The sequence below is a fragment of the Gemmatirosa kalamazoonensis genome, from assembly GCF_000522985.1.
GTDB classification, from domain to species: Bacteria; Gemmatimonadota; Gemmatimonadetes; order Gemmatimonadales; family Gemmatimonadaceae; genus Gemmatirosa; species Gemmatirosa kalamazoonensis.
In genome coordinates this window covers 259,346-271,182 of the sequence record NZ_CP007129.1, presented here as the reverse complement: position 1 = coordinate 271,182, position 11,837 = coordinate 259,346, and the positions used below count along the sequence as shown (strand labels likewise).

Sequence of the window (11,837 nt, the reverse complement as noted above, 5' to 3'; positions counted from 1 at the left end):
TCACGACTCCCCAGCAGTGAGAGCCCCTCGTGTCTTGGTCGCGGATCGACGAATCCGCGAATCCGCTGATCCGCTGATCCGCGACCAAACGCGAGGAGCCTTGCCTGCCGAGGCGTCGTGAGACGCCACTCAGTGATCGGTCGTCGTCGCCTCGTCGATCGCCTCGGCCAGCGTGTCGACGATGATGGTCAATTGCCGCTCGTCCACGATGAACGCCGGCGCGAGCAGCACGTGGTCGCCGCGGACCCCGTCCGCGGTGCCCCCATTCGGGTAGCACAACATGCCGCGCGCCATCGCCGCGCGCTTGACGCGCTTGTGCACCGCGCGACCCGGCTCGAACGGCTGCCTGCTCTCGCGATCCGCCACCAGCTCGACGCCGACGAACAGCCCGCGCCCCCGCACGTCGCCGACGAACGGGTACTCGGCGAACCGCTCGCGCAGCGCCGAGAGCAGCGCGTCGCCCAACGATCGCACCTGCGGCAGCAAGCCGCGCTCGGCGATCGCCCGCTGCACGGCGAGCCCCGCGGCGCACGCCGTCGCGTGGCCCATGAACGTGTGCGCGTGGCGGAACGCGCCCGAGCCGCTCACGATCGCGTCGTAGATCCGCTCGTGCACCAGCGTCGCGCCGAGCGGCTGATAGCCTGCTCCGATACCCTTCGAGACGCAGAGCAGGTCGGGAACGATCCCCTCCTGCTCGCAGGCGTACATCGTACCCGTGCGTCCCATCCCCGACATCACCTCGTCGAGGATCAGCAGCACGCCGTGGCGGTCGCACACCTCGCGCACGCGACGGAAGTACCCCGCCACGGCCGGCACCGCGCCCAACGTCGCGCCGACCACGGTCTCGGCGACGAACGCCATCACCGTCTCCGGGCCGAGTCGCAGGAGCTCGGCGTCCAGCTCCGCGGCGAGGCGCGCGCCGTACGCGTCGTCGGACTCGCCGGGCTCCTTGCCGCGGTAGGCGTAGCACGGCGAGACGTGCGACACGTCGAGCAGGATCGGCCCGTACAGCTCGCGCCGCGCGACGTTGCCGCCGGCCGAGAGCCCGCCGATCGTGCCGCCGTGGTAGCTCTGGCGCCGCGCGACGATGCGGTGGCGCGCCGGCTGCCCGATCTCGACGAAGTACTGCCGCGCGAGCTTGAGCGCCGCCTCCACGGCCTCCGATCCGCCGGAGACGAAGAACACGCGCGAGAAGCCCTCCGGCGCGTGCGACACGAGCGCTTCGGCGAGCGCTTCGGCCGGCTCGTTCGTGAAGAAGCTCGTGTGCGCGTACGGCAGCACGTCGAGCTGCGCCTTGATCGCCGCGATCACCTCTCGGTCGCTGTGGCCGAGGCACGACACCGCCGCGCCGCCCGAGGCGTCGAGATAGCGGCGGCCGTCGCGGTCGATCAGGTACGGGCCGTCGCCGGCGACGACGACGGGAAGCGCGACGCTCGGGTCGCGGTGGAAGACGTGGGACATCGGAATCGGTCGGCGCCTGGGAGTGCTTCAATCTGGCCGCGTGTCGCCGCTCGTGCAGGGCGCGACGTGATTCCGACGTCTAGATCAATCGGCGCACGGGAAGGCGGACGATCACGCGGTCCCCCTGCGCGCGACGCACCGTGAGCTCCACCTCGCCGCCGTGCTGTCGGAAGCGGCGCCGCAGCGCTTCCACGCCGACCTCCAGCGCGGGGCGCCCGTCGATGCCGACGAGCAGGTCGTCTTCCTGCAGGCCCGCGGCTTCGGCGGGCCCGCGCGGCATGATGTCCGTGACGCGGATGCCACCCGCTGCGGTGTCCATCCGGAACGCCGCCCCACTCATGTCGGCCTCGAACGGATCGTCGACCGCGGCGGTGGGCTCGAGGATCATCTCCTTCCGGCCGTAGTCGAGATACACGATGTAGCGGCGAAGAATCTCTCCACCGACGTTGCACTCGAAGCTGCGGTCCGTGGAGAAGACACCGGCCGAATCGCCGTAGAACGCCGTGATCGGCGCGCGAAGTTCCGCGGTGCCGAGTCGCACGGCGGCGACGCGCCCGATCGTCGTCCATGCGCTGCCGCCCACGCCTCGACCCGACTTGCGGTGGATGGTGGGCCCGACCCGATCGAGCAGGTGGTGCTTCTCGACGAACGGCTTGGTGAGCATGAGAGCGGACGAGGCCCCCACGTCGATCGCGCAGTCGGCCGAGAGGCGCGCGCCGTCCGCGAGCACCACCTGGCCGACGGTGTGGGGATGTCCGTCCTTGAACGTGAGCGGCAGACGGATGCCGTCGCCGGCGTACCGGAACGTGCGTGGATACAGCATCATCCGCTGGCGCGCGTAGTCGAGCTGCACGACGGACTGCGCGGTGAAGTCCGCGCCGAGGATGCCGTTCACCGGGAGGCCCTCGAAGACGGCGATGCTCATCGGGAACGCGATGGCCGGCGTCACCGTGATCGTCGAGTCCTGCGGAAGGACGAGCGAGCCGCTGGCGAGGCGGAAGCCGCGAGCCGCATTGGGGCCCGCGCCGCCGATGTTCACGGCCGGCCCGAGCCGCAACCCGAGGCTCTCGGCGACGGGCAGGTCGAGCAGCGTCGTGCCGGCGCCGGTGTCGTAGATCATCGAGAGGTCGCGGCCGCCGCTCGACATTCGGAGGTGGACGTGATTGTTGACGACCCGAATGGGTATCACGACCGGCACGTTCGGCGCGCTCGGCGCGCTCTGGCTCGCGGCGACACGGCCAGCACAAATGATCGCCAGGGCGGCGTAGGCGGCAGAGCGTGTCATGGTGGCACCCTGAAATTTTCGCTAGAATTTCAAGACCACCCCATGAGACATTCCATCGCGTCGCAGGGTTTACCGATTGCCGATCCGCGCCAGATCCGGGCGCTGTCGTCGCCGATCCGACAGGACATCCTCGATGCCGTGGCGGCGATCGGGCCGTGCTCGGTCGCCGAGCTGGCCACCGCGCTGGGCAAGCCGGCGGACGGCCTGTACTACCACGTCAGGCGCCTGCTCGAGGTTCGGCTGCTGACGGAAGTGCGGGAGGAGGCGAACGGGCGCGCCGACCTGCGCCTCGACGTCGCGCACAAGTCCCTGTATCTCGAGTACCGGCCGGCGAGTCGGACCAACAAAGCCGCCGTGCTGCGGGTCATCGGATCCATGCTGCGCAGCGCCGAACGAACGTTTCGCCGCGGGTTCCGACCGGACATCGCCGTCGTGGAGGGCCCGCGGCGAAATCTCTGGGCTGGCCGGGCCCGCGGGTCGCTCTCCGCGAGCGAGCTGGCCGAGGTGAATGCGCTGCTGGACCGGCTCATCACGCTCATGCGATCGGGCCGACGCGACCGCGCCGGCGCACGCGCGACGAACCGCTCGCCGTACGAGCTCACCTTCGTGCTCGCGCCGTCGAATCGCGACTCGCGGGACTAGCGCCCGAGCAGCGTCTCACGATAGGCACGCCCCAGCCGCAGCGTACGGCCGTCCGCGAGCACGATGTCGTAGTCACCGTGCCGCTCAGGTCGGATCTCGCGCACCCGGTCGACGTTCACGATGGTGGAGCGGTGGATCCGCGCGAACTGCCGCAGGTCGAGCCGCTGCTCGAGCGCGCTCATCGTGCCGCGCAGCACGAACACGCGGTCGCGCGCGTGCACGCGCACGTAGCTCGCCGCCGCCTCGATCCAGTCGATCTCCTCGACGTGCAGCATCACGAAGTGGGTGCCGGGATCGTACACGCTGCACGTCGACGCCGCGCTCGAGGACGTCGCCGGGAACAGCCTCGCGCGCCCGTTCGACCTCGACCATAGGCTGCGTGGGCGCGCTCGGCCGGCCTCCACGTACGTGTTTCTCGTGGGACTGAAGCAGGATTGAAGGAGGACTGAAGAAGGACCAACAACTTCGTTGGTGTTTCCTTCTTCAGTCCCTCTTCAGTCTTCCTTCAGTCCTACGAACACTCGTACGTGGAGTCCAGGAGCGCCTCAACGCCCGCGCTCACGATAGAGCCGCGTCACGTTGCGCATGATGACCTTCGTGCGCGCCCGCACTTCGGCCGCGGCACGGGGGTCGTCCCGACGCGCGAGATGGGCCAGCTCGCGGCGCAGCTTCCGCCACGACGCCAGCCGGTCGGTGCCTAACGTGCCGGCGGCCACGGCGTCGGCCACCGCGCAACCGGGCTCGCCGTCGTGCGCGCAGTCGCGGAAGCGGCATTCATCGGCGAGCGCCTCGACGTCGGCGTACGTCGCCTCGACACCGCCGTCGCCGCCCCACAGCGCGAGCTCGCGCATCCCCGGCGTGTCGACGAGCAGCGCGCCGCCATCGAGCGGCACGAGCTCGCGGTGCGTCGTCGTGTGGCGCCCCTTGCCGTCGTCGCGCACGTCGCGCGTCGCCATGCGTTCGTGGCCGAGCAGCGCGTTGACGAGCGTGGACTTGCCGGCGCCGGACTTGCCGAGCAGCACGAGCGTGCGCCCCGGCACGAGGTGCGCGCGCAGCGGGTCGAGCGTCCCCGCCGACGCCGAGACCGCGACGACGTCGACGCCGGGTACCGACGGACGCAGCGCGGCGACCGCGTCCTCGGGGTCGTTGCAGAGATCCGCCTTCGTGAGCACGACCAGCGGCACCGCGCCGCTCTCCCACGCGACGGCGACGAACCGCTCCACCCACCGCGCGTTGGGCGGCTCGGACAGCGGCGCGACGATGGCGGCGACGTCGACGTTCGCGGCGACGACCTGCGGTCGCGCGGCGCGCCCCGCGGCCCGGCGCACGAACGCGGTGCGTCGCGGCAGCACCGCGCGGATCACCGCGACACCGTCGGGCCCAGCGTCGACCGCGACCCAGTCGCCGACGGCGGGCCGGGCGTCGGTCGTGTCGTCGTCGTGGCGCAGACGGCCGGCGACGACGGCGCTCCGCTCCCCACCGTCGCCGGCGACGAGATACCGGCTGCGGTGCTCGGCGACGACGCGCGCCGGCACGAGGGAATTCACGAACGGCGCGAAGTGCGTCCGCCACTCGTCGTCCCAGCCGAGGGACGCGAGCGGATTATCGTTAGGCATGCGAGGGGCTCCGTGACGGGCGAGGGTGCCGCCGGCCGGAGTGACCGGCGTGCGGAGTCACGCGGTGCTGGCCGCGGAGCCTCGTCGTGGAGCGAACGAACGCCGTCGGACGTGGGCTAGGCGGCCACGTGGGAGACAGGGACGGCGGTACGCACAGGCGCCTCTCGGTGTGGGCACGCCGACGCTGGCGTGCGCGAGGGAAAGCTCTCGGTGCCCGGACGACGCGTCAAGCCGTGGGCGACTCAGCGGTCGGACGCCGGCCGTAGATTACGGCATGCTGAATCTTCGAGCGACCGGGTTCCTCCTCGCCGCGCTCTGCGACCAGCTCGGTCTGTGCCTCTCGCCCGAGGCGCGGCGCGCGGTGCTGGACCAGGCGCCAGCGGATGCCGAGAGCTTCGTCGCCGCCGTGTTCGCGGCGCAGGACCTCGATCGTGCGACGTCGCATCGCGCGCTGTATGATGACGCGCTCGCGCTGGCCGAGCGGGCGTTCGCGGACAACCCGAGCGCGGGCTCCTGAGCCCTGGCGTTAGGCGGCCGCGGGATCACCGGCGAGGAGAGAGCATCTCGATGTCTTCGGACCATCCCGTCCGGCTGGAGATCGCGACGCAGCGCGGCATCGCCGCGGTGCGCGCGCAGCTGCCGATCGCCGCGGTGCCCGTGCACTTCGCCGAGTACCTGGACCAGGTGTACGCCGCAGCGCGGCGCGGGGCGGTGCGCGTCGACGGCCAGAACATCTTCGTCTATCGCGGCGGCAGCGGCCCGGAGCGAACCACCGACGTCGAGTTCGGCGTCGGCGTCGCGGCGCCGTTCGCGCCGATCGGGCCCGTGCAGTACGCCCCGCTCCCCGTCGGCGAGGTCGCGGGCACGACGCACTGGGGCGACTACGCGGAGCTCGGCCGGGCGCACGCCGCGGTGATCGAGTGGTGCCGCGCGCAGGGTCGCGAGCTCACGGGCGTGCGGTGGGAAGTCTATGGACACTGGAGCGACGATCCGGCACAGCGGCGGACCGACGTCTACCATCTCCTGCGACGGTGACGGGACGGTCTGGCGGGCCATGGCGCGCGCCGGTCAATTCTCCGTCACCCTCTTCACCGGCAGGGACCGCATGAGAGTCTCGCGCGCAGCGCTCGTCGTCGTTGCCTTCCCCATCGCTCTCGGAGCGCAGCAGCCGCCGGCGAATCCGATCACGACCGTGATGAAGCAGCGGACGATGGCGTTCCAGCAGCGTCTGGCCCAGGCGTTCGACTCGATTCCCGAGCGAATCTTCGGGTACAAGCCGACGGCGGCGCAGCTCACCATCGGGTACATCGCGCAGCACCTCGCGGACGACAATTACTTCTACTGCAACCAGTTCGGCGCGATGAAGGGCGCGCTCGATCCGGGGGACACGAGCGCGCCCGATACGGTCAAGGCGAAGTGGCCGAAGGCGAAGCTGGTCGCGCAGATGAAGGCGTCCTTCAAGTTCTGCGAGGACGCGCTCGCGCAGCTCGACGATGCGAAGCTCGCGGAGCAGGTCACGCAGCAGCTCCCGAACGGCCAGTCGCGCACGGTGACGAGGGCCGGGCCGGTGATGGGACACATCATCGACATGGCGGACCACTACAGCCAGATCGCGAACTACATGCGGCTGAACAACCTCGTACCGCCGACGGCGCTGCCGCGGCCACGTCCGCCCGGCGGCGACCGGTGAGTCACTGCCGCTCGTAGCGCGACGATCCGATCACGAGCACGTTGCCCGAGGGCAGCCGCATCTCGAACGTCTCCGGCTGGTCGGCGGTGCCCATACGCACGTAGACCACGTCGCCGCGGATCACGTAGCGCCCCGAGTTCACCGGGTCGGCGCGCTGCGCGCCGGCGTAGTCGAACCGCGCGGGGTCGTTGCCCGGCACCGTGAGGTCGTCGTACTTGCGGTACACGCGGCCGTCGGCGGAGAACAGGTAGTAGTACGCCGCCGTCTCCCACCGGCTGAACAGCGAGTTGTACTTGTTCTTCAGCGTCATGTAGAGCCCGGCCAGCCGCTGGCCGTCGGCGCTCGTCGGCGCGGCGTACGTGGGCTCCGGCGCCGCGGCGGCGACGTGCAGCGTCTGCGCGAACGCGTTGAGCGCGGGGAGGATGCGCATCCACGCGGCCGGGCTGCCGGCCGACGCGTCCACGATCGCCGCCGCCGGTCCCACCACGACGACCATCCGCACGTGCGGGCGCGGCTGCCCGACGACGACCTCGTTGAACTGCGCGCGCAGTACGACGTCGGCGCCGGGAAGCGAGATGGCGTCGAAGCGCACGCCCGGCGCGACGTTCTCCTCGCGGTAGCGCGGGTCCACCAGCTCGCGCAGCAGCGTGCGGGTGAAGGCCTGCCGCACGTCGCCGAGCACCCGGAACGGGTACACCTGGAGCGACGCGTTCACCTCCTGCGACGAGAAGTCCGCGGGCGGATAGGAAGCGCTGCGGTAGAACCCCGGCGGGTCGCGGAACGACAGCTCGGGGGTCTGCGCCGAGGCGAGCGACGAGGACACGAACGACAGCACGAGCAGCCACCGTGAGGACCGCATGCGATCACCCTCCGCCGACGAGGAGTTGCACCCTGCGCGGACGCGTCGTTCCCTTCATCCATACCCTACGTCGGGGCGCCTCGCGGCCGATCACGGCGGCGCGGCGTCCACGCTCGAGCCGACACGGGAGTGACGCCATGGCGTGCCGCATCTACTGCCCGCAGTGCGAGTGGGCCCCCGGCCCCGAGGACCGCTGGATCTGTCTGCCGGGGTGCCAGTGCGTGTGGAACACGTTCGAGACGGCCGCGCGCTGTCCCGGCTGCAGCAAGCAGTGGCGCGTGACGTTCTGCCATCGCTGCGGCGTCGGGTCGCCGCACGAGGACTGGTACCACGACGAGACGCCGGCGTGGGACGACGCCGAGTCGGACGTGGGCGAGGAGGAGCTGGTCGGCGTCTGACGCCTCGGTAACCGAGTGAAACCCGCCCGGCCCCCCGTCCGTACTCTCATATCGGTAACCGAGGGAGAGAACCGTGAGCAAGCCGAACGATCTCGTACAGGGCACGCTGGACCTGCTCATCCTGAAGATGCTCGCCCTCGAGCCGATGAACGGGTGGACGATGGGCCAGCGCCTCAAGCAGCTCTCCGCCGACGTCCTCCAGGTCAGCGACGGATCCCTCTACCCCGCGCTCCACAAGCTGGAGCAGGAAGGATGGGTCACGTCGGAGTGGCGGCAGAGCGAGAACAATCGGCGCGCGAAGTTCTACTCGCTCACCCGCGCCGGCCGGAAGCAGCTCCAGATCGAGGCCGGCAACTGGGATCGCCTCGCCCGCGCCATCACCGCGCTCGTCCGCCTGCAGGAGGTCTAGCATGAGCATCGACCGCTGGCTGCGGATCGCCGCCCTCCGGCTCCGCTCCATCTTCCGCCGCCGCGACGTCGATCACGAGCTCGACGCGGAGCTCGCGTACCACGTCGAGCGACAGACCGAGGAGAACGAGCGCCTCGGCATGGCGCCCGACGCCGCCCGCGCCGCCGCGCTCCGCGCGCTCGGCAACCTCGAGATCCGCAAGGAGCAGGTGCGCGCCACGCGCCGCACGCGATGGGCCGAGGAGCTGCCGCGCGATCTCGCGCTCGGCGTGCGTGGGCTCCGTCGCGCGCCGGGGTTCGCGGCGGCGGTCGTGCTCACGCTCGCGTTAGGCATCGGCGCCAACACGGCGATGTTCACGCTGCTCCGCGGCACGCTCCTCCGTCCGCTGCCCAACCGCGACGGCGACCGGCTCGTGTACCTGCGCCAGTCCGCGGCGACGAGCGACAACGTCCTCTTCTCCGTCCCCGAGGTCGCCGACTACCGCGCCGGCGCGCGCTCGCTGGCCGAGCTGGCGGAGTTCTCGTCGGCGGTGCCGTTCACCATCGCGGGCGACGACGGCGCGCCCGCGCGCGCGCGCGTCGGCATCGTCAGCGGCAACTACTTCGACGTCATGGGGCTCGAGCCCGCGGTCGGCCGCCTCACCACGCCGCGCGACGACGGCCCCGCCGCGGCCCCCGTCGCGGTGCTCTCGTACCCGTACTGGATGGAGCACTTCGGCGGCGATGCCGGCATCGTCGGACGCACGGTGCGGCTGAACGACATCGTGACGACGATCGTCGGCGTCGCGCAGCCCGCGCCGAGCTACCCGCAGCGCACCGACGTGTTCGTGAACACGGTCGTGAGCCCGCACCATCTCAGCGCGACGATGGTGACGGACCGCTCGCACCGCATGACGGAGCTGTTCGGCCGGCTCGCGCCCGGCGCCACGGTGGAGCAGGCGCGGCTCGACATCGAGCGGCTCGCGGCGCGCGCGCGGCACGACCATCCCGAGGCGTACGCGCAGGCGTCGCACTACACCATCGCGGTGTCGCCGCTCAAGCAGGCGGTGAACGCGCGCGCGTCGCTCACGGTGTGGCTGCTCATGGGTGCCGCGGCGTTCGTGCTGCTCATCGCGTGCGCGAACGTCTCCAACCTCACGCTCATGCGCGGCGTGGACCGCGAGCGCGAGATGCTCGTGCGCGCCGCGCTCGGCGCGGGACGCGGACGGCTGCGCCGGCTGCTGCTCGTGGAGAACCTCGCGCTCGCGCTCACCGGCGGCGCGCTCGGCGTGCTCGTCGCGTTCGCCGGCGTGAAGCTGCTCGTCGCGTTCGCCGCGCAGCTCTCGCCGCGCGCCGCCGAGATCCGCGTCGACGGCGTGGTGCTCGCCGTGGGGCTGGCGACGAGCGTCGCGGTGGCGATCGCGCTGTCGTTCGTGCCGCGCATCGGCGGCGCGCGCACGCTCGCCGCGTCGCTCGCGCCGGCGGGCCGCCGCGTGACGCTCGACCGCGGGCGGCAGCGCTTCCAGCAGTCGCTCGTCGTCGCGCAGCTCGCGGTGTGCATGGTGCTGCTCACCGGCGCGGGGCTGCTCGCGCGCACGCTCACGAAGCTCGCATCGGTCGACACCGGCGTGCGCGCCGCGCACGTCCTCACGATGGAGCTGCCGCTCGACGGCGATCTGCTGAAGCAGGTGATGCGTCAGCCCGAGAACCTCGCGCGCTACGAGCGCATGCGCGACCGGGTCGCCGCGCTCCCCGGCGTCGAGCTCGCGTCGGTGGGATCCGCGCCGCCGCTGCGCTCACCCATCATCGACTTCGACGTGAAGGCGGAGAGCGTCGCGCTGCCGCCCGACCGGCCGACGCCGCACCCGGCGCTCCGCATGGTCGACGGCAAGTACTTCACCGCTGCCGGCATCCCGATGCTCGCCGGGCGTCCGTTCGCGACGACCGACGCGCGCGGCACGGCGGCCGTGGTCATCGTGAGCCGGTCGCTCGCGCGCGAGCTGTTCGGCGACCGCGACCCGCTCGGACAGCACGTCGCGCTCACGGGCGCGGTCCTGAAGTTCACGCCGTTCTCCGGCGACTGGCGCACGGTGGTCGGCGTCGTCGGCGACACGCGCGACCGCGGGCTCGACGGCGGCGAGACGCCGACGCTGTACATGCCGTTCGCGCAGGAGGCGATCCTCGGCGGCGCGCTCGTCGTGCGCACGACGGGCGATCCCGAGACGCTGCAGCGCACGATCCTGCGCGCCGTGCGCGACGTGAGCCCGCGGCAGCTCGTGGAGAACGTCGCGACGCTCGAGGCGCTGCGCGACAAGACCGTGGCGCCGCGTCGACTGAACGCGCTGTTCATCGCGTCGTTCGGCGCGCTCGCGCTGATCATCGCGATGGTCGGCATCGCGGGCGTGCTGGCGTTCTCGGTGAGCGCGCGCGTGGCGGAGATCGCGATCCGCATGAGCCTCGGCGCGAACCCGGGACGCGTCTATCGCATGGTGCTCGGCGAGGGCGGCGCGCTGCTCGGCGTGGGCGTGGCGGTCGGCGTGCTCGGCGCGCTCGCCGCGACGCGCGCGATGTCGAGCATGCTGTTCGGCGTGACGCCGCACGACCCGGTGACGCTCGTCGGCGTCGCGCTCGTCCTCGTCGCCGTCGGCGTCGCCGCGTGCTGGCTTCCCGCGGCGCGCGCCGCGCACGTCGACCCCGCCGTCGCGCTGCGGGCGGAATGACCCACTCCGGAGGTCGCGAACATGATGGCAGTCCTGGCAGGTCCGCGCGTCACGCTCGGGTCGGGCGGCTGGTCGGTGCAGGCGCCGCTGCTGCTGCACGTCACGGCCGGCATGGTGGCGATCGTCACGGGGTACGTGGCGCTGTACGCGGCGAAGGGTGCGGGGCTGCATCGGCGTAGCGGCACGCTGTTCGTCTACGCGATGCTCGCGATGGCGCTCGTGGGCGCAGCCATCGCCGCGTACGAGGGGAAGATCGGGTCGGTGAACGGCGGGCTGCTCACCGCGTACATGGTGACGACCGCGCTGCTGACCGTGCGCCCGCCGACCGTCGCGTCGCGGCGAGTGGAGCTCGGCGGCATGCTGGTCGCGTTCGCGACCGGCGCGGCGAACCTGTCGCGCGGGTTCGATGCAGCCGCCCACGGCCTGCGCGCGCGCGACGGCGTGCCCGTACGCGTGTTCTTCATCTTCGGCGCGATCGCGCTCGCCTGTGGAATCGCCGACGCGCGCATGCTGCGCCGCGGCGGCGTACGCGGCACGGCGCGGCTGATCCGACACCTGTGGCGCATCGCGCTGTTCATCGCCGCGGGCTCGTTCTTCCTCGGCCAGGCGAAGGTGATCCCGAAGCCGCTGCGCGTGCCGGAGCTGCTCGCCGTGCCGGCGCTGCTGCCGCTCGTCGTGATGCTCTGGTGGCTGTGGCGCGTGCGCGTGCGGCGGTGGATCCCGCGGCTGCGGCCGGCGCGCGTGGTCGAGGCGCCGGTGACCTGACACGTAGACGCACG

At 71.8% G+C, this 11,837-nt stretch carries 14 protein-coding genes; 9 read left to right on the top strand and 5 right to left on the bottom strand.

Annotation, left to right across the window (positions count from 1 at the left end):
* Window positions 1-129 precede the first annotated feature (129 nt).
* Both J421_RS24245 and J421_RS24240 read right to left on the bottom strand, forming a co-directional pair.
* Window positions 130-1,461 (bottom strand): aspartate aminotransferase family protein, encoded by a 1,332-nt coding sequence (locus J421_RS24245; RefSeq protein WP_025413705.1) that lies wholly within the window; start codon window positions 1,459-1,461, stop codon window positions 130-132.
* 79 nt (window positions 1,462-1,540) lie between these two features.
* On the bottom strand, window positions 1,541-2,746 hold the full coding sequence (locus J421_RS24240; protein WP_104023243.1) for an aspartyl protease family protein: 1,206 nt from the start codon (window positions 2,744-2,746) through the stop codon (window positions 1,541-1,543).
* A gap of 42 nt (window positions 2,747-2,788) precedes the next feature.
* On the opposite strand from J421_RS24240, the gene J421_RS24235 reads away from it, so the two are divergent.
* Window positions 2,789-3,388: a winged helix-turn-helix domain-containing protein gene (locus tag J421_RS24235; RefSeq protein ID WP_025413703.1), complete on the top strand. Its 600-nt coding sequence runs from the start codon at window positions 2,789-2,791 to the stop codon at window positions 3,386-3,388.
* Here the strand turns inward: J421_RS24235 and J421_RS24230 are convergent.
* Window positions 3,385-3,663, bottom strand: coding sequence for a LytTR family DNA-binding domain-containing protein (locus tag J421_RS24230; protein WP_025413702.1), 279 nt, complete (start codon window positions 3,661-3,663; stop codon window positions 3,385-3,387). The two genes, J421_RS24235 and J421_RS24230, sit on opposite strands and share 4 nt — an antisense overlap.
* A gap of 10 nt (window positions 3,664-3,673) precedes the next feature.
* On the opposite strand from J421_RS24230, the gene J421_RS33050 reads away from it, so the two are divergent.
* Entirely contained in the window at window positions 3,674-3,826 is a 153-nt protein-coding gene (locus J421_RS33050) for a hypothetical protein (RefSeq protein WP_158508886.1), read from the top strand.
* 107 nt (window positions 3,827-3,933) lie between these two features.
* Here the strand turns inward: J421_RS33050 and rsgA are convergent, their stop codons facing one another.
* Window positions 3,934-5,004, bottom strand: coding sequence for a ribosome small subunit-dependent GTPase A (gene rsgA, locus J421_RS24225; protein ID WP_025413701.1), 1,071 nt, complete (start codon window positions 5,002-5,004; stop codon window positions 3,934-3,936).
* Between the two features lie 274 nt (window positions 5,005-5,278).
* Here rsgA and J421_RS24220 point away from each other — a divergent pair, with 274 nt between their 5' ends.
* The 3 genes from J421_RS24220 (at window position 5,279) to J421_RS24210 (ending at window position 6,694) form a co-directional block, all read left to right on the top strand.
* Window positions 5,279-5,521, top strand: coding sequence for a hypothetical protein (locus J421_RS24220; RefSeq protein WP_025413700.1), 243 nt, complete (start codon window positions 5,279-5,281; stop codon window positions 5,519-5,521).
* Window positions 5,522-5,571: 50 nt separating this feature from the next.
* A complete protein-coding gene (locus tag J421_RS24215) occupies window positions 5,572-6,039 on the top strand; it encodes a GyrI-like domain-containing protein (protein WP_025413699.1) in 468 nt (155 codons plus the stop codon).
* A gap of 70 nt (window positions 6,040-6,109) precedes the next feature.
* On the top strand, window positions 6,110-6,694 hold the full coding sequence (locus tag J421_RS24210) for a DinB family protein (protein WP_025413698.1): 585 nt from the start codon (window positions 6,110-6,112) through the stop codon (window positions 6,692-6,694).
* Between the two features lies 1 nt (window position 6,695).
* Here the strand turns inward: J421_RS24210 and J421_RS24205 are convergent, their stop codons facing one another.
* Window positions 6,696-7,553 carry a hypothetical protein gene (locus tag J421_RS24205; protein WP_025413697.1) on the bottom strand — a complete coding sequence of 286 codons (858 nt, stop codon included), beginning with the start codon at window positions 7,551-7,553 and terminating at the stop codon, window positions 6,696-6,698.
* A gap of 137 nt (window positions 7,554-7,690) precedes the next feature.
* Here J421_RS24205 and J421_RS24200 point away from each other — a divergent pair, with 137 nt between their 5' ends.
* From J421_RS24200 to J421_RS24185, 4 genes are all read left to right on the top strand, one after another.
* The gene (locus J421_RS24200; RefSeq protein WP_025413696.1) at window positions 7,691-7,951 is read left to right on the top strand and encodes a hypothetical protein; all 261 of its coding nucleotides are present in this window, start codon (window positions 7,691-7,693) and stop codon (window positions 7,949-7,951) included.
* A gap of 73 nt (window positions 7,952-8,024) precedes the next feature.
* A complete protein-coding gene (locus J421_RS24195; protein WP_025413695.1) occupies window positions 8,025-8,360 on the top strand; it encodes a PadR family transcriptional regulator in 336 nt (111 codons plus the stop codon).
* Between the two features lies 1 nt (window position 8,361).
* On the top strand, window positions 8,362-11,058 hold the full coding sequence (locus J421_RS24190) for an ABC transporter permease (protein ID WP_025413694.1): 2,697 nt from the start codon (window positions 8,362-8,364) through the stop codon (window positions 11,056-11,058).
* 21 nt (window positions 11,059-11,079) lie between these two features.
* Window positions 11,080-11,823 carry a DUF2306 domain-containing protein gene (locus tag J421_RS24185; RefSeq protein WP_025413693.1) on the top strand — a complete coding sequence of 248 codons (744 nt, stop codon included), beginning with the start codon at window positions 11,080-11,082 and terminating at the stop codon, window positions 11,821-11,823.
* The last annotated feature ends 14 nt before the right edge of the window (window positions 11,824-11,837 follow it).

What these genes read in the sequence shown, in the direction of transcription:
- J421_RS24245 (WP_025413705.1), bottom strand. Translation starts at nt 1,461, where the DNA reads ATGTCCCACGTCTTCCACCGCGACCCGAGCGTCGCGCTTCCCGTCGTC.
- J421_RS24240 (WP_104023243.1), bottom strand. Translation starts at nt 2,746, where the DNA reads ATGACACGCTCTGCCGCCTACGCCGCCCTGGCGATCATTTGTGCTGGC.
- J421_RS24235 (WP_025413703.1), top strand. Translation starts at nt 2,789, where the DNA reads ATGAGACATTCCATCGCGTCGCAGGGTTTACCGATTGCCGATCCGCGC.
- J421_RS24230 (WP_025413702.1), bottom strand. Translation starts at nt 3,663, where the DNA reads ATGCTGCACGTCGAGGAGATCGACTGGATCGAGGCGGCGGCGAGCTAC.
- rsgA (WP_025413701.1), bottom strand. Translation starts at nt 5,004, where the DNA reads ATGCCTAACGATAATCCGCTCGCGTCCCTCGGCTGGGACGACGAGTGG.
- J421_RS24220 (WP_025413700.1), top strand. Translation starts at nt 5,279, where the DNA reads ATGCTGAATCTTCGAGCGACCGGGTTCCTCCTCGCCGCGCTCTGCGAC.
- J421_RS24215 (WP_025413699.1), top strand. Translation starts at nt 5,572, where the DNA reads ATGTCTTCGGACCATCCCGTCCGGCTGGAGATCGCGACGCAGCGCGGC.
- J421_RS24210 (WP_025413698.1), top strand. Translation starts at nt 6,110, where the DNA reads ATGAGAGTCTCGCGCGCAGCGCTCGTCGTCGTTGCCTTCCCCATCGCT.
- J421_RS24205 (WP_025413697.1), bottom strand. Translation starts at nt 7,553, where the DNA reads ATGCGGTCCTCACGGTGGCTGCTCGTGCTGTCGTTCGTGTCCTCGTCG.
- J421_RS24200 (WP_025413696.1), top strand. Translation starts at nt 7,691, where the DNA reads ATGGCGTGCCGCATCTACTGCCCGCAGTGCGAGTGGGCCCCCGGCCCC.
- J421_RS24190 (WP_025413694.1), top strand. Translation starts at nt 8,362, where the DNA reads ATGAGCATCGACCGCTGGCTGCGGATCGCCGCCCTCCGGCTCCGCTCC.
- J421_RS24185 (WP_025413693.1), top strand. Translation starts at nt 11,080, where the DNA reads ATGATGGCAGTCCTGGCAGGTCCGCGCGTCACGCTCGGGTCGGGCGGC.